16 protein-coding genes and 1 tRNA gene are annotated in these 15,063 nt (G+C 61.6%); 8 read left to right on the top strand and 9 right to left on the bottom strand.

Annotated elements, in window-relative coordinates; all coding sequences use genetic code 11:
• Window positions 1–155: 155 nt before the first annotated feature.
• From BN60_RS18575 to BN60_RS18555, 6 genes are all read right to left on the bottom strand, one after another.
• On the bottom strand, window positions 156–1,187 hold the full coding sequence (locus BN60_RS18575) for a hypothetical protein (protein ID WP_020697627.1): 1,032 nt from the start codon (window positions 1,185–1,187) through the stop codon (window positions 156–158).
• On the bottom strand, window positions 1,184–2,374 hold the full coding sequence (locus tag BN60_RS18570) for a GIY-YIG nuclease family protein (RefSeq protein WP_020697626.1): 1,191 nt from the start codon (window positions 2,372–2,374) through the stop codon (window positions 1,184–1,186). Before BN60_RS18570 ends, BN60_RS18575 begins: the two co-directional genes overlap by 4 nt.
• A complete protein-coding gene (locus BN60_RS18565) occupies window positions 2,367–4,412 on the bottom strand; it encodes a DEAD/DEAH box helicase (protein WP_020697625.1) in 2,046 nt (681 codons plus the stop codon). Before BN60_RS18565 ends, BN60_RS18570 begins: the two co-directional genes overlap by 8 nt.
• Complete coding sequence (locus BN60_RS18560) at window positions 4,409–7,189, bottom strand: class I SAM-dependent DNA methyltransferase (RefSeq protein WP_020697624.1); 2,781 nt, start codon at window positions 7,187–7,189, stop codon at window positions 4,409–4,411. The genes BN60_RS18565 and BN60_RS18560 overlap by 4 nt, the downstream gene beginning before the upstream one ends.
• Window positions 7,186–7,362 carry a hypothetical protein gene (locus BN60_RS31515; RefSeq protein ID WP_020697623.1) on the bottom strand — a complete coding sequence of 59 codons (177 nt, stop codon included), beginning with the start codon at window positions 7,360–7,362 and terminating at the stop codon, window positions 7,186–7,188. Before BN60_RS31515 ends, BN60_RS18560 begins: the two co-directional genes overlap by 4 nt.
• Before the next feature lie 374 nt (window positions 7,363–7,736).
• Window positions 7,737–7,813, bottom strand: a tRNA-Arg gene (locus BN60_RS18555).
• Between the two features lie 431 nt (window positions 7,814–8,244).
• Between BN60_RS18555 and BN60_RS18545 the strand changes: the two genes are divergently transcribed.
• On the top strand, window positions 8,245–9,252 hold the full coding sequence (locus BN60_RS18545; RefSeq protein WP_020697622.1) for a Bug family tripartite tricarboxylate transporter substrate binding protein: 1,008 nt from the start codon (window positions 8,245–8,247) through the stop codon (window positions 9,250–9,252).
• Window positions 9,253–9,258: 6 nt separating this feature from the next.
• On the opposite strand, the gene BN60_RS18540 is transcribed toward BN60_RS18545, so the two are convergent.
• Window positions 9,259–9,975: an SDR family oxidoreductase gene (locus BN60_RS18540; protein ID WP_281015347.1), complete on the bottom strand. Its 717-nt coding sequence runs from the start codon at window positions 9,973–9,975 to the stop codon at window positions 9,259–9,261.
• Window positions 9,976–10,074: 99 nt separating this feature from the next.
• On the opposite strand from BN60_RS18540, the gene BN60_RS18535 reads away from it, so the two are divergent.
• Window positions 10,075–10,455 carry a Rid family hydrolase gene (locus BN60_RS18535; RefSeq protein WP_020697620.1) on the top strand — a complete coding sequence of 127 codons (381 nt, stop codon included), beginning with the start codon at window positions 10,075–10,077 and terminating at the stop codon, window positions 10,453–10,455.
• A gap of 6 nt (window positions 10,456–10,461) precedes the next feature.
• On the opposite strand, the gene BN60_RS18530 is transcribed toward BN60_RS18535, so the two are convergent.
• Window positions 10,462–10,764 (bottom strand): hypothetical protein, encoded by a 303-nt coding sequence (locus BN60_RS18530; RefSeq protein ID WP_148283478.1) that lies wholly within the window; start codon window positions 10,762–10,764, stop codon window positions 10,462–10,464.
• A gap of 83 nt (window positions 10,765–10,847) precedes the next feature.
• Between BN60_RS18530 and BN60_RS18525 the strand changes: the two genes are divergently transcribed.
• Window positions 10,848–11,165: a hypothetical protein gene (locus BN60_RS18525; RefSeq protein WP_148283477.1), complete on the top strand. Its 318-nt coding sequence runs from the start codon at window positions 10,848–10,850 to the stop codon at window positions 11,163–11,165.
• Between the two features lie 17 nt (window positions 11,166–11,182).
• Here the strand turns inward: BN60_RS18525 and BN60_RS18520 are convergent, their stop codons facing one another.
• A complete protein-coding gene (locus tag BN60_RS18520; protein WP_043284084.1) occupies window positions 11,183–12,175 on the bottom strand; it encodes an alpha/beta hydrolase in 993 nt (330 codons plus the stop codon).
• 25 nt (window positions 12,176–12,200) lie between these two features.
• Here BN60_RS18520 and BN60_RS29900 point away from each other — a divergent pair, with 25 nt between their 5' ends.
• Genes BN60_RS29900 through BN60_RS18500 form a run of 5 tightly spaced genes read left to right on the top strand, consistent with a single transcriptional unit; the run spans window position 12,201 to window position 15,062 of the window.
• Window positions 12,201–12,383, top strand: a complete 183-nt coding sequence (locus BN60_RS29900; RefSeq protein ID WP_215905918.1) for a zinc-finger domain-containing protein — start codon at window positions 12,201–12,203, stop codon at window positions 12,381–12,383.
• A gap of 9 nt (window positions 12,384–12,392) precedes the next feature.
• Window positions 12,393–12,851, top strand: coding sequence for a MaoC family dehydratase (locus BN60_RS18515; protein ID WP_020697615.1), 459 nt, complete (start codon window positions 12,393–12,395; stop codon window positions 12,849–12,851).
• Window positions 12,851–13,627, top strand: a complete 777-nt coding sequence (locus BN60_RS18510) for a crotonase/enoyl-CoA hydratase family protein (RefSeq protein ID WP_020697614.1) — start codon at window positions 12,851–12,853, stop codon at window positions 13,625–13,627. Before BN60_RS18515 ends, BN60_RS18510 begins: the two co-directional genes overlap by 1 nt.
• Window positions 13,627–14,436, top strand: a complete 810-nt coding sequence (locus BN60_RS18505; protein WP_020697613.1) for a phytanoyl-CoA dioxygenase family protein — start codon at window positions 13,627–13,629, stop codon at window positions 14,434–14,436. The genes BN60_RS18510 and BN60_RS18505 overlap by 1 nt, the downstream gene beginning before the upstream one ends.
• Window positions 14,433–15,062: a LysE family translocator gene (locus BN60_RS18500; RefSeq protein ID WP_177324844.1), complete on the top strand. Its 630-nt coding sequence runs from the start codon at window positions 14,433–14,435 to the stop codon at window positions 15,060–15,062. Before BN60_RS18505 ends, BN60_RS18500 begins: the two co-directional genes overlap by 4 nt.
• The last annotated feature ends 1 nt before the right edge of the window (window position 15,063 follow it).

The following is a 15,063-nucleotide window of genomic DNA, read 5'->3' as shown; positions in this document are numbered from 1 at the left end:
GTTCGCTCAAGGCGCCGAGTTGGTGTCGACTCTCACATCTGGCAACGGGAACGCCTAGGCAGAACAGCTCCGCCATCGCTGCCACGTGCGACCGCGTAGACTGCTGCAAAGGTTGAAACTGGCTCCGTCATAACGTCGTGCCAAATAGTGATGCACTATGCGGCGATTGGTCCATAACGTCTTCCGCTCCCCATAGCCTTGACGTCGTACAGCCTGTTGCCAAAGGCCGTGAGGAAATCATCCGCTTCCAGTGCCCACATTTTGAACTGGTTCCCGCTGCGTCGGAATACCAGAACTTTACCGTCATAAAGGTCGAGCCCATGTGTCTCGGGGATCGGCAGCGTTATTTTCTCCATCAGATTATTGCCAAGTCTTAGGTCTCGCGAAACGAGGCCGCCGCTCGGCGGTTCAAATGTGATGGTGCCGATTACGGAATTGCGAGCGAGGTTCGCAGGGGGATTAAAGCCAAAGAAACCGCTCATCCCTCTCGGCAAATCGATTTGGTTGCCAGGGCGATCTGGCCCGCGATTCTGGGTGACATAGCCAGCCTCAATCCAGAACATGTCGGACGCTGGCTGGTCGGCTTCCGCTTCGTCTTCAGCTGTTACCGCAGCGAAGTCTACTTTCCAGCGCTCCTCATAGATCTCCAGAATATCATCCAACGGTGTGGCTTGTGCCCAAAGGTCGTTGGCCATCGCCTCTATATTACGGATACTGCGCTCGTATTCCGCCTGAACGTCGGTGCAGATCGAAGCTCCGGCCTCGATACTCTTGCGCAGGCCGTTCGAGGAAAAGTTGCCGGAACCTACGATCATCCCCGATCGACCGTTGGTACGGTTTGCCAATATCGATGACTTCGCATGGAAGTCTCGGCGGGGCAGAAATCCGCTTTGCTCGACGATCCACGCCCCATCATAGATGCGGACCTCAGCATTGGGTTTGCCGCTGATGATCCGTAAAGCCTGAGGCTGGGTCCGTCCATAATCCAGCCCGAACAACCATCGCGAACGCGTTCCGGCCCAAAAGACAGGTGACATCGCAATACTAAAGGAAGAAGCGCCGGACTGGGTAGCGTATGCGAATATACCCAAATATTCTTCCGAATCGACCCAGCCGTGAGCCCTTTGTATCTCCGAGAGGGTCGTAGGCGAATTCTCATCGTTGTGCAGAAACGTGCGCAGCTTCATGCCTCATTCCCCGATCGAACGAGCGCGGCTTTACTCGGATCGTAGATAAACCGTGTGATCGAGCCATCTTTGATCCGCTCGACCGCTTCGTTGATCACAAATAGCGGCACAAGGAACCACTCCTGCGGCACAACGGGAGTTCCGAAGCGATCGGTAATGGTGATGTTCAGCCTAGCAGGATTGAACACACGGTGGATGAGACGCTCCAGCTTCGCACGGTTGATGTTGAAGAGATCGTAGGTAGCGACGATTTCCACGTCGGCCATAATGAACGTTGGCTGCAAGCGCGCACCGGCGATGCGCTGCTCGACGCTCATGTTCGTCACGCCGATCTTGTGGACGAGATCACGATTGGCGGCGACGGTGGGATGATCGGATTTGCTCCGAAGGACATAGATCGTACCCGACGCCAAATCGTCTTCGGTGTGCACGCCGGAAAACAGCGGCCCCGCGATGGGATCGGTAATGCGTCTTCCGACCTCATCCTTGTGAAGCGCGCGCTGAAGCGAGCGCATGAGCATGTTGCTCTCGGTGCCGTTGTCGAAGATCACGCGGAGCCGCGCGTCGGTACGGCCCTGCGCGTTGATGAAGACCTCCTCCATGTCGGCGACATAGGCCTTCTGCCCGCCGACTATGAACCAAGCGCCAGGGCCGATCTCCGCTTTCAGCTCGAAGGGCCGCGTTTCGCGCACGCCGGAATCGAGTTCGGCTTGAACGGCGTCAAACAACGGTTTGAACCGATCGAAATCCTCACACCGCTCGCGATTGGCGATTTCCTCTGCCGCGCGTTTTTCAGCCGTGGGGCGCACATGGCGCAGTTCCGTGATGTCCGCCGATCCCGCCGCGCCTTCCAGTTCGGCGAGCAGCTCGTCCTCATCCATCTCCTCGACAGGCGAGGCAGACGCATTCTCGGCTCCCGCAAGCAACCCCTGGTGATCGAGCGGTGCTAAAAGCGAGCGGCACTCTTCAAGCTCGCATAACCGATCAAGCCGGACAGCGTAGAGCCGTTCGAAAATATCGCCGCCTTCGCCATGCCGCGGGACGCGACCACGCTCTTCGGTGAAGCGCTGGATTTCCTCGAATCCCGCAATGATGCGCTCCTCACGCGGGGTGCGTCCGGCCTTCTTCTCCGGCTGGGCAAACTCGGCCAGCTCTTCGCGCAGCTCATTAAGGTCGAGGTCACTCATAGCGTCCCTCATCCTTGAACCGAACAAAGGCGGCCGCCCCCTCGGCCATGCGCTTTTCCCACGCGTCAGTCGAGCTGATGGAAGGCAGCCGTCCGCGCTCCTTTTTGAATTTCACCGCACGCATAGCGAGGTCCTTGGCCTCTTCCGGCGTCAGGCTGGTGCGCTTTGCGGCGATGGCAGCGGCGACCTGCTTGAGGCTCTCCTCGCTCATCGTTTTGGCGAGGATGGCGTAGGCCTCGCCAAACGGGTTGATCCGGTCGATCAGATCGATGTCGAGCTCGGTGACACTCAGCGCGAATTTTCGCACGCCATCGATCAAGGCGGTGTTGGCACTTGGCTCGCGATCGGCTTCCTTCTTTGCCTGCTGCGTCAGCGTGAGTGCGGCGATGGCGTGCTGGCGCACGGTCTCCTGATCTTCATTGCTCAGCTCGGGATACTTATCTTTAATGATCTTGCCAAGGCGCACCTGTGTGAGTTCCTCAGCCACCAATTCCTCATCGAACAAGCCCCGCTCGATCGTGGTCTTGTCCTGCACGAAGGCGGCGATCACCTCGTTCAGGTCCTCCTGACAGATGCGCGCGGCTTCCTTGGACTTGGGTTCGGCGAGCCCGTTGATCTCGATCTGGAACTGGCCGGTCTGCTCGTTGAAGCCGACATTGCACTTGGTCGGATCGTATCCACCGTCGCCGTAATCGAAGCCAGGCACAGGGCCATTCGCAGGATTCTTCGGCTTGAACTCGAAGCGCGGCGCAAGCACCTGCTCCATGAGGAGGCTGGCCGCGATGGCCTTGAGCGTGTCGTTAACGGCCTCGGTAACAGCCGCTTCCGACGCGTCAGGCTCGGCGATCAGATTGGTAAAGCGCGCGCGGGTTTTATTTGGCGCGTCGCGCGTGGCGCGTCCGATGATCTGAACGATCTCAGTCAGGCTGGAGCGGTATCCAACCGTCAGGGCGTGCTCGCACCAAATCCAGTCAAAGCCCTCTTTCGCCATCCCGAGTGCAATGATGATGTCCACGAAATCGCGATTGTTCTTTTGAGCGGGATCCTTCAGCGCAAGCGAGACACGATCCCGCTTGGCCGGATCGTCATCAACAAGATCGGCAATGCGCAGAACGCGCCCCTCGGGCGTTTTGACGAGTTGGAAGCCTGTGAGCGGATCGGCACCCTGCCAGTCGCCCAGCTCGCCGATAATATGCTCAACCTCTTTAATCTTGTCCTTCGTGCTCTCGCGCGAATTAACGTTCGGAATGTGGATGATGGTTTTTTCGCCGGGATTGAGTACCCGGACAATGTCATCGGCGTAGGAACCAGAGTAGAAGAAGTATCCGATGTCGAGCTGCTTGAGATATTCATAGCCGTTAAGCTGCTCGTAATAAGTGTAGGTAACGCTTTCGAACTTGGCTTCGTCATGCGGGGCGAGGACGGCCTCGGCATCTCCGCGAAAATACGAGCCCGTCATGGCGACGATATGCACGCGATCACGGGCCATGAACTGGCCGAGATGCTGGCCGAGTTTGTTGTCGGGATTGGTGGAGACGTGGTGGAACTCGTCCACCGCAATCAGCCGGTCGTCAAATTTCTCAACGCCATACTCGTCTACTGCGAAGCGGAACGTTGCATGGGTACAAACCAGCACCTTCTCGTCACTTTCAAGAAACGCGGCGACGGATTTAATCTTCCCGCCATTGTCTCCGCCAGGTGCGTTGCAGAGGTTCCACCTCGGTTCGACGTGCCAGTCGGCCCCGAAGCCATATCTGGTAAGCGGCTCGTCGTTGAAACTTGAGCCGATCGACTTTTCCGGCACGACGATGATGGCCTGCTTCACGTCCTGATGCGCCAGTTTGTCGAGCGCGATGAACATGAGCGCGCGGCTTTTCCCCGACGCGGGCGGCGATTTGATGAGAAGGTACTGCTCGCCGCGCTTTTCGTAGGCGCGCTCCTGCATGGGCCGCATGCCGAGCGCATTAGCCTTGGTCGAAGCGCCGTTGCGCGCATAGGAAACCGAGACAGAGGGGATGGATTTCTTTTTGTCGGTCATGCGTTTGCCCCCGCCCTGCGTTTTTTGGTTTCGCCCTGCGCGGTGGTCATTTTGGTGTAAAGATCGAATAGCTTCTCCAGCCTCTCTGTATCGTTGCGAAATCTCCGCCCGATATAGATGCGCTCCAGAACCTCATCGTTGTGCTCATGCGCCTCCCGCAGGTCGGACGGCATGTGCTCGGGGTCATAGAGATCGGCAATCGTTGCAGGAAAATGGGCCTCACGGGCGAGGAGAATATCTTCCGCGCATCGTGTTAGGTCAGCCTTGTTCTTGTCGGTGAGGATTGGAACCGGAAAGGTGTTCCATCCAATCGTATTTGAGTATCGAAAGTCCGTTTTCAGCTTTCCGCAAACGGTAGCGACCCAGACTAGATGAAGCCGCGACGCCACGATCGACATATTCCACAACGGCGCATCGTAGAGAGCGAACAACAGATCGCTTACGATCGTCTCCCGATCGAAAAGATGCACCGGCAGGTAGGGGCGTCTTTCGGAAGACACCTTCGCCACGGCCAGTGTGTAGCGCTTGGCTGTGCCCGCAATCTGGACAAAACGATAGGACTTGGAAGCGAAATCTCGCGTCGATGCGGCTGCGCTGGCGGCGCGGAAATCGCGCACGCGTGCTAACAGCGCCCGCAAATAAGGGTGCTCTGCCGCAAATTCTGAGTCTTTGGCCTCGATCCACACGCACCAGCGGGGTTTTCCCTGAATCATCTGCTCGGAGCCCAGGTAGGGCCTAACAAACCGAGCCAGCTCGGGATATTGGTCGAGGATCTGCTTCCGCTCATCTGGCGACAATATGAAGTGGCCGCCATCTCGCGGCATGTTCCCGAAGAGCATCGGAGATAGACCTCCGATCGGGCTCCGCGCCGCCTCAACCGAAGTGTTGGAGCCTGCTGCAAGGTAGGCGTTGATGTTGCTCACCTGCCGCTCAATCACCGCGCCGTCATCGGCGATAGAGAATAGCCGTTTAGAGGCTGGCGCATTCCGTGAAATTGCGACGATGGCCACAATCACGCCTGCGTTGTGGCTTGCCAGATTGGACCATTTGAACGAGGTATGAGCGAAGGAAATCTGGTGTCCAGTCTGAAAAATCAGAGGCCACAGGATCGGGACCTGTTGTCCTTGGCAAACAGAATTAGTGGAGACGAATGCAGCAGAGGCGTTCGATCTCAGACCGTAATCTGCCGCTTTCATGAACCATCCGGCGACATAGTCGAGGGATTTCCATGCGGGCGTGCGGCTGTCAAAAATTGCTCTCAGATCGTCCTTCTGATCGTCGTTCTGCCACTTGCTCCCGAGGTAAGGCGGGTTTCCACAGATGTAGGTTTCGCCGCCCTCATTCTCGAAGTCGATTTGGGCCTGATCGAGCGGCATGCTGAAAAGGTCATCGCCGACCAGTTTCACGCCTGTACCGGTTGGTGGGCAAATGCTCAGCCAATCCAGTCGCAGGGCGTTGCCTCTGAAAATCCAGTTCTGAGCGTCAAGCGGCAATAGGTCCGCAAGAGCGAGTTTCTGCCCTCGATAGAGCACGTCGCACTGATATTCGGCGATTATGAGCGCAAGTCTCGCGATTTCCGCAGGAAAGTCGCGCAACTCGATACCGCGAAAGTTCGTCACAGGAATATCGGAAGGTCGATCGGCTTCGCCGCGCCGCTTGTTGATCGTAGCTTCGATGTCGCGCATCTCCTTGTAGGCAATGACAAGGAAGTTTCCGCTGCCGCAGGCTGGATCGAACACTCTGATTTTCGACATGCGTTTGCGCAGGTTGAGCAGCGTGCGTGGGTTGTCGCCTGCTTCTTCTAGGCGCTGGCGCAGATCATCGAGAAATAGCGGGTTGAGTACCTTCAGGATGTTCGGCACGCTGGTGTAGTGCATCCCCAGCGCGCTGCGTTCTTCGTCGTCCGCGACGGCTTGAATCATCGAGCCGAAAATGTCGGGATTGATCTGCCTCCAGTCGAGCTTTCCAATATGGATCAAATACGAACGCGCGATACGGCTGAAGCGCGGTACGTCCATGTTTCCGGAGAATAGCCCGCCGTTCACATAGGGAAAGGGCTCTGCCCAGCGAGGAAGGGACGCCGAACTCCGATCTTCACCCTTGGTGTTCATCGCGCGGAAGAGCGTGCCGATCACCTCATGGGTGTTCGACGAGTCCTTCGCGCTCATTTGATCGATTGTATCGGTGAACAGCCGTGTCTTGCTGAAGATGTCGGTGTCTTCGGCGAAGAAGCAGAAGATCAGGCGCGCCATGAAATGATTCATGTCGGGGCGGCGCTCTGCTGTGCCCCAGTCGGAGTTGTCCTTTAGAAGCTCAACATAAAGGCGATTGAGGCGGCTAGTCGCCCTGATGTCGAACGAGTTATCTCGGATTTGCTTAACGGTCGAAATTCCTGCTAGCGGCAGGAAGAAGCCGAAATGATCAGGAAAGTCCCGATAGGCGGACGCGACGGTCTCGCCGCTCTCAAGGTCCTCCGCCTCGAACATGTCGCCATCGGTCGCGAGCACGAACTGCGCCTTGGCCCGCGATGTGGCTGGACTTGCCTTGAGCGCAGAAAGGGTTTTCGTGACCTCTCCCGCAGCGCAGGCGACAATATGGATGTTGTTGGTTTGAAGGACACCACCCATGTCGGACTTGTTCGACACCCCGCTTCGTAGGCGCTTGATGGTGGTTTGCTTGTTGGCGAAGGCCTCCAAGAACGCGAAGGGAAACTCCGCTGGGTCGAATGGACGTTCGGCCAAAGCGCTGACAGCTTCCTCGATTTCGACCGCGTTCATTTCCTTTCCAACCCGCCCCTCGTTGCACCCGCATCACTAGCGTGGGCGCTGATATAGCTCTTCATAAATTCGCGAATGACTTGCGCGGCGGGCCGGTCCTGGTCGCGGCAGACTGCAAGGAATTTCTCCCTCAGCTCGCGTTCGATGCGGATACGAAGCCCCGAGTCCTTCATGGCACCATGTGTACCCGGTGGATACACACGGCGCCATCACTTTCCAACTTGGCGTGTCGCAGCAGCCCAGAATATCGGGGACACTTCGGTTAGCAGGCGGTCCAAGCGTTAGGGAACAATCCGTTCACTACACAGAAGGACCGACGTCCGGCAGCGAAGCCATCGTCGGGTCAGTTGGCGCTGCGCCGCAAACCTTAGTGAGCACCTCGGGGCTCATCGCCAATCTCGCCCAGGGTCGTAATCAGGTTGAGAGTTACGGAAACCCGACGCGGGTTCACTCCGGCTCTGCCGGCACGAACCAACACGTATGACAGAAGTCTGGGAAGCTCAAACGGGGAGCAGTCGCTCGACCCGAAGCCAACCTATGAGAGGGGTGGCGCGCCCGACACGATTCGAACGTGTGGCCTCCACCTTCGGAGGGTGGCGCTCTATCCAGCTGAGCTACGGGCGCATCGATATTCAGATAGTGTCCGAGATCGAACAGGGTCAATCCCGAATCCAACAATCGAATCGGCTCAAGCGGTGTGGGTCTGAACCCTACCGATCGTCGCCGTTCGTTCTCTAAAACCTCCTTTTGGTTTGCTTCCGTGGTGCTTCCGCGACCTCAGAAGCGATTTTGCTGCTTCCTTCGAGTTTTCCCAATCGCTTGGTTTTCCTCGATTTTTTCCACGCCCCCAACAAACCCGCTTGACTTACGCCTGCCTTCGGAGGGCAGCGCTCTATCCAGCTGAGCTACGGGTCCAATGCGGCCGGAACATAGCGGAGGGGTCCCGGCCACGCAACGCGGCCCTTTTGGCGTTTGGCCGCAATCGCCGCCTTGGCGAGGGCCGGCGATTGAGCGACAGTCCGGCCATAACGAACAACATTTCCGGGAGACGCACCGTGTCGAGCTACAATCGTAGGGATTTTGTCCGCGCTTCGGGCGCGGCCGCCGCACTCGCGACCTTGGGGCTTGCCACGCGCGCCGGCGCACAGGGTGCCGCGCCGCTGGAGACCGTACGCATCGTCACCGGGTTCCCGCCCGGCGGCACGTCCGACACGCTGTGCCGGCGCGTCGCCGAAGGGCTGCGTGGCACCAGCTACACCAAGCTTGCGCTGGTCGAGAACAAACCCGGTGCCGGCGGGCAGATCGCCGTGCAGTCGATGAAGGGCGCAGCGACCGACGGCAGCGTGATCCTGCAGACGCCGGCCTCGATGCTGATGATCTACCCGCACATCTACAAGAGCCTGGCCTACAACGCCTTCACGGATGTGACGCCGGTGTCGCTCGCCTGCACTTTCGACTTCGGCTTCTGCGTCGGACCGGCCGTGCCGGAAAGCGTGAAGACCATCCCGGAGTTCTTGGCCTGGTGCAAGGCGAACCCCGACAAGGCGAACTACGGCTCGCCTGCGGCCGGTTCGGTGCCGCATTTCATCGGCGTGCTGCTGGGTCAGGCGGGCGGTGTCGAGCTGAAGCATGTCGCCTATCGCGGCACGCAGCCCGCCGTCCAGGACCTGGTCAGCGGCCAGATCCAGGCTGTGTCAGGGCCGGTCGGCGAGTTCACTCAGCAGGCCAATGCGGGCAAGATCCGCTTCCTCGGCGTATCGGGCGACGCGCGCAACCGCTTCGCGCCGAACGTGCCGACCTTTGCGGAGCAGGGCTACAAGGACCTGGTCTTCTCCGAATGGTTTGGCTTCTTCGCGCCAGGCGGCACAGGAGCGCCGGCCGTCCAGCGCGCCAACGCCGCCCTGCGTACCGCGCTGGCGCGAAAGGATGTCGTCGACGGGCTCGCCGTGATGGGGCTGGAAGCCAAATCCTCGACGCCGCAGGAATTGGCCACGCTCCTGAAGGAGAGCTACGACCGCTGGGGGCCGATCGTGAAGAAGATCGGCTTCACCGCAGACTCCTGATCTCGCTCAGCCGCGCTTGTGGAACTGTGAGCCGCCGTAGGACTGATCGGTCGGCACGATCTCCATGTAGCTCACGTCCATGCGTTGCGGCGCGCCCAGGACGAACATGATCGCCTCGGCGATGTCGGCAGGCAGAAGGGTTTCAAAACCGTCGTAGAACATGCGACGGCTTTCCTCCTGGTTCTGCGACAGAATGAGATGCGCGCCGGTCTCGACCCGGCCCGGAGAGATTTCGCTCACTCGAACGCCGGAGCCATGCAGATCGAGACGGAGCGTGTGGCTGAGATTGTGAATGGCGGCCTTGGTCATCGCGTAGACCGGCATGCCGGGAAGAGGCCAGGTCCCGGATGTCGAGCCGAGATTGACGATATGGCCAAGCCCGCGCGCCTTCATGCCGGGTACCACCGCGGCCAGACAATTCAGCGTGCCGTGCAGGTTCACGTCCAGCAACGCATCGATGTCGTCGGGAGCGGTCTCCCACGACGCCGTCGAGCGGGCCAAGGCCGAGGCGTTGTTGATCAGCACGTCGGCATCGAGCGAACCCAACGCACTCATCACCGCGTCGCGATGTGTGATGTCGAGCGCCACTGGCCGGCACCCCGTCTCGTTGGCCAGCGCCACGAGATCGTCGGCCGAACGGGCCACGGCGTAGACTTCGAGGCCGCCGACCCGAAGCTCTCTCACCGTTGCCGCGCCGATGCCGCGACTTGCGCCCGTGACGATGGCGGTGCGATAGCGATCAAGAGACAGGGGCTCCTCCTTTGTGTGGCGCGAACGTCAGCTTACACTTTCACCATAGCGTATCGACAGCGGGGAACGATCATGGCCAAGAAACTCTTTCCGGACGGCACCGAGGTCGCGGGCTTCTATGTCCGTACGATCCGCAGCGGTCCTTTCGTCTTCGTGTCCGGGACGACCTCGCTCGACTCGAAAGGGCGCGTCCAGGGCAAGGATGCCGCGCAGCAGACCGCCATCACCATGCGCAAGATCGAGGCCGGTCTGAAATCCGCCGGCGCGCGCCTGTCGGACCTCACGCGCACGACGATCTACGTCACCGACATTCGCGACATGACGGCTGTCACCAAGGCGCTGGGCAAGGCCCTCAAGGGTTCGGTCGTCGTCTCGACCCTCGTCGCGGTCAGCGCGCTCGCGGTGCCGGGCTTGCTGGTCGAGATCGAAGCGACGGCCGTCGTCGATCGCTGACGTCGATCAGGCCGGCGGATAGGAGATCCTGTTGCGTTGGAGGAGATCCTCCAGCGTCTTGATGCCTTGTTGGTAGCGGCCTCTCTGGCAGTCGATGCCGGCGCCGAGGCGCTGCATGTCCGGCCCGCCGGAGCCTTCGCCGCGTCGCGTGTTGAACCTGTCGAAGAGGGCGCCCAGTTCGGCACAGCGTGCGGCGAGCTGTTCGTTGGTCTGTTGCGCCTGCACTGCAACCGGCAGGCTGGCAAGGGCGGCAAGGATCGATAGAAGGCTGGTTCGATGGCATCGCGTCATCATTGAACTATAAGCCATAACCTGCATCGCCTTGAACCTGCAGATGGCGACGATGTACTGTCATTCGATCGTCCGACCACTGGACGTACGGGGGGATGAAGATGGTTTCTCGATCGACGGTTCGGTTGGCGCTGGCTGTTGGCCTCGCGGCGTTGGCGACGGCCTGTGCCGTGGCCAAGAGCACGCCCGGCGAAGATCCGAGGAGCGGGACCAACGCCTCGATAATCACCTGGGCAGACGGCAAGGAAGCGATCGCCATCAGTTGCGGCGAGCCGGGGGCCTGCCAGACCCGCGCGGTCGCGATGTGCAATCGCACCAACGGCGACTACACCGTGCTCAAGATGGAGAACATGCCGACGCGCGGCGATCTCGGCACTGTACGCGGTGCGGCGTCGGCGGTCGTTCGCTGCGGCAAGTAACGGCGGTCGACTCCCAATCAGCGGCTTCGACGGGAGCCCCAGGCCGTCGCCATCTTGGGCTGCGACGAGGTCGCCTCGGCGCCCGAGGGCAGGGCCGCCTCGTGATCGGCGATCCAGGCCGCGACGTCGGCGGCCACAGTTGGCCCGGCCTTGTCGCGCATCAACAGGTGATAGCCGTCCTTGTAGAAGGCGAGCTTGGAGTCGGCGCGCGGCGGCATGACTTCGATGGCAGCCCGGACCGGCTCCTGCGGCACGATGCGATCGCCCAGCCCGTGCATCATCAAGTAGGGACGCTGCACGTGGCTTGCGGCGGCCGTCGCATCGTCCATCAGGTTGATCAGCCCGTAGGCCATGTCGAGCCGGGTCTGGCGCAGGATCATCGGGTCGTTGCGTAGCTTGTCGAGAGTCTTCGGATTGTCGGTCGGCTTGTAGTCGATCGAGGTGGGGCCCGACGGCATCCAGGGGATCGTATGGCCGAAGAACCAGAGCCCGGCACTCGCCATCGGTCCGAAGGTCTCGCGCGAACGAAGGGCGGTTGCCGACAGGATCAGCCCGTCGGCCTCCACGCCACGGTCGGCGGCCACCAGGACGACGGCGCCGCCCATGCTTTCACCTGCGAGGTAGAGCGGCACGCCGGGATATTTCGCCCGCAGCAGCGCCGCCACGGCCTTGGCGTCGTCGACCAGCGTGTCGGTGCCGGGCCAGCGGCCGCGTGTCGGGCTGCCGCCGAAGCCGCGCTGGTCGTAGGCATAGGTCGTGATGCCGTCCTTGGCCCATACCGTCGCGGGCTCTTCCCAGGCATTCCGATAATCGCCGAAGCCGTGCAAACCCAGGATCACCGCGGTGGGCGCGCCGTTTGCCGCAGGCCATGTCGACAGCGGTAGCGCGGTGCCGTCGGCCGCGACATAACGGTCTTCGGTCAGCCGCGGCGCCTGCACCGAGCCGCCCGCCGGAACGACGGTGGGGGCACAGGCGGAAAGCATGACCGAAACGGCGACGGCGGCTATCATGCGCCGGCGCAGAAGGAGTGGGATCGTGACTGAGCCGTTTGAAGTCATCACTGTCGATACTGACCGCGTCGCCTGCGATGGCGGTGGCGGCGCGTTAGGCCATCCCAAAGTGTATCTCAACCTGGGCTCGGAAGGGCATGTCGAGTGCCCCTATTGTAGCCGGCTGTACAAGCTGCGCGAAGGCGCCCACCCTGCGCACGCCCACTAGGATCGCCCCATGAAACAACTCGGCGAAGGCTGGAACTGGCGCGATCTCAAGATCGGCGACAAATTCACCACCTATGGCAGGACTCTCTTCGAGGCCGACCTTCTGAATTTCGTGACGCTTTGCGGCTTTTCCGAGGAGCTGTTCACCAACAAGGAATACATCAAGGAGCACGCCCCGATGCGCGGCGGGCATCCCGTTCCCGGGGCGCTGGTCTACTCCATGGCCGAAGGTCTGGTGATCCCGACCACCCTGCAGGGATCGGGGCTCGCCTTCCTGTCGATGGGCTTCGACATCAAGGGGCCGACCTACGTGAACGACACGATCCATGTCGAGATCGAAGTCACCGAGATCAAGCCGACGTCCAAGGATCCCTCGCGGGCGCTGGTCCGCACGACCAACCTGGTGAAGAACCAGAAGGGTGAGACTGTGCTGATCTACACGCCGCTGCGCATGATGCAGGGCCGGTGATGGCCAAGGTCGCCGTCGAGAAGGAAGGGACGACCACGATCGTTTCGATCGACCGCTTCGCGGAGGCGCGCAACGCGGTCGATCCCGAGACGGCGATTCTGTTGCGCGAGGCCTTCTTCGCCTTCGACGCCGCCGACTCGCAGTCCGTTGCCATCCTGACCGGCCGCGGCGGCACCTTCTGCGCCGGCTACGATCTCAAGGTCGCGGCCAGCCGCGAAAGTCCGTCGGCATTCGATCCGGCCGGTCCCGGTCCGATGGGGCCGACACGGCATCTCCTGTCCAAGCCGGTGATCGCCGCCGTCGAAGGCTATGCTGTCGCGGGTGGCCTCGAACTCGCGCTGTGGTGCGACATGCGTGTCGCCTCGGAGAGCGCCAAGTTCGGCGTGTTCTGCCGGCGCTGGGGCGTGCCGCTGATCGATGGCGGTACGGTGCGCCTGCCGCGTCTCGTCGGTCACAGCCGCGCCCTCGACATGATCCTGACCGGCCGCGAGGTCGGCGCCCGCGAGGCCTTCGACTGGGGGCTGGCCAACCGTCTTGCGCCCGAGGGGCAGGCGCTCGCCGAAGCCAAGGCGCTGGCCAATGTGCTGGCGAAGTTTCCGCAGACTTGCCTGCGTTCGGATCGCCAGTCGTCCTACGAGCAATGGGCGCTCGACCTACCGGCGGCGCTGATCAACGAAGCGCGGCATGGGATGCCGGCACTGCAGGCGGAAACCCGCAAGGGTGCTGCCCGCTTCGCCGCCGGCAAGGGACGCGGCGGCGATTTCGGAGAGATTTGATGAGCCTGCCGACCGACGCCGAGATCGCGCAATACCGTAGCGACGGTGCCATCTGCCTGCGCGGCGCCTTTTCGCCCGATTGGATCGAACGACTGCGCGCGGCCGTCGAAGCCGACATGGCGACTCCCGGGCCGATGGTGCGCATCAATACGCCCAAGGGTGCGCCGGGACTGTTCTTCGTCGACTTCCAGCTCTGGCAACGCCATCCCGACGCGCGCGCCTTCGTCTACGAGTCGCCGGCACGCGAGATCGCGGCGCGCCTGATGGGCTCGCGCGAGGTCGTCTACTATCACGACCATCTGCTGGTGAAGGAGCCGGGCACGCAGGAGCGTACGCCGTGGCATCACGACCAGCCCTATTATCCGATCGACGGCGAGCAGATCGTCTCGCTGTGGCTGCCGCTCGATCCGGTCGATCGTGCGACGTGCGTCGAATATGTGAAGGGCTCGCACCGCTGGGGCCGCTGGTTCCAGCCCAAGTTCTTCAAGCAGGGCGGCGTCGATCTTGCCGTGCAGGACCCTCGCTTCGAGCCGCTGCCCGACCTCGACGCCGAGCGCGACCGGCACGAATTCCTCGCCTGGGACATGGAGCCGGGCGACGTCATCGCCTTCCACGCGCTGACGCTGCACGGCGCTTCCGGCAATCGCTCGACCTCGCGCCGTCGCCGCGCCTGGGCGACCCGCTGGTGCGGCGACGATGCGCGCTACGCCGCACGCGTCGGCCAGGTCTCGCCACCGCTCGAAGGCCACGGCCTGAAGCCGGGCGACCGGCTCGAATGCGCGACTTTTCCAAAAGTCTGGCCGCAGTGAACGAACTGTTCGTGTTTGCCGGCGTGATCGCGCTGGCGTCGGTGTCGCCCGGTCCTAATGTCGTTCTGGTCGTCGATCACAGTTTGAGCTTCGGCGTGCGGCGCGTTGCGCCCACCATCCTCGGCAACATTTCGTTGCTGTTCCTCGTGGCGCTTGCCGCGGCGCTGGGCGTCGCCGCACTGCTGCTCGCGATGCCGGGGCTGTACGACGGCTTGCGGCTCGCGGGCGCCGCCTATCTCGTCTTCCTTGGCGTTCGGGCGCTGCGCAACGCCTGGCGATTGCGGAGCGATGCCGTCGTCGGTGCGCCGGCTGCCGAGGTGAGTGCGCTACGCCGATATCTTCAGGCCTTCTTCGTGAGCGCCACCAACCTGCAGTCCGTGTTCTTCCTGGCGGCGTTGTTTCCCAACTTCGTGCACCACGATCAGCCGCTTGCACCGCAATTCTGCGTGCTGTTCTCCGTGCTCATCCTGGTGGTGGGCTCAGTCCACTTTGCCTATGCGCTGTCCGCGGCGATGATCCAGTCCCGCGTCGGCGACCGCCGTTTCCGGCGATCAGTCCAGGCAGTGTCGGGCGTGGCGATGCTGGGCTTCGGAACAGCGATCGCCGCCAGCGTCCTGCGCCGCTAGC

The organism is Reyranella massiliensis 521, from assembly GCF_000312425.1.
Taxonomy (GTDB): Bacteria; Pseudomonadota; Alphaproteobacteria; order Reyranellales; family Reyranellaceae; genus Reyranella; species Reyranella massiliensis.
The sequence above is the reverse complement of the archived record's forward strand: the minus strand, read 5'-3'. Positions and strand labels throughout refer to the sequence as shown.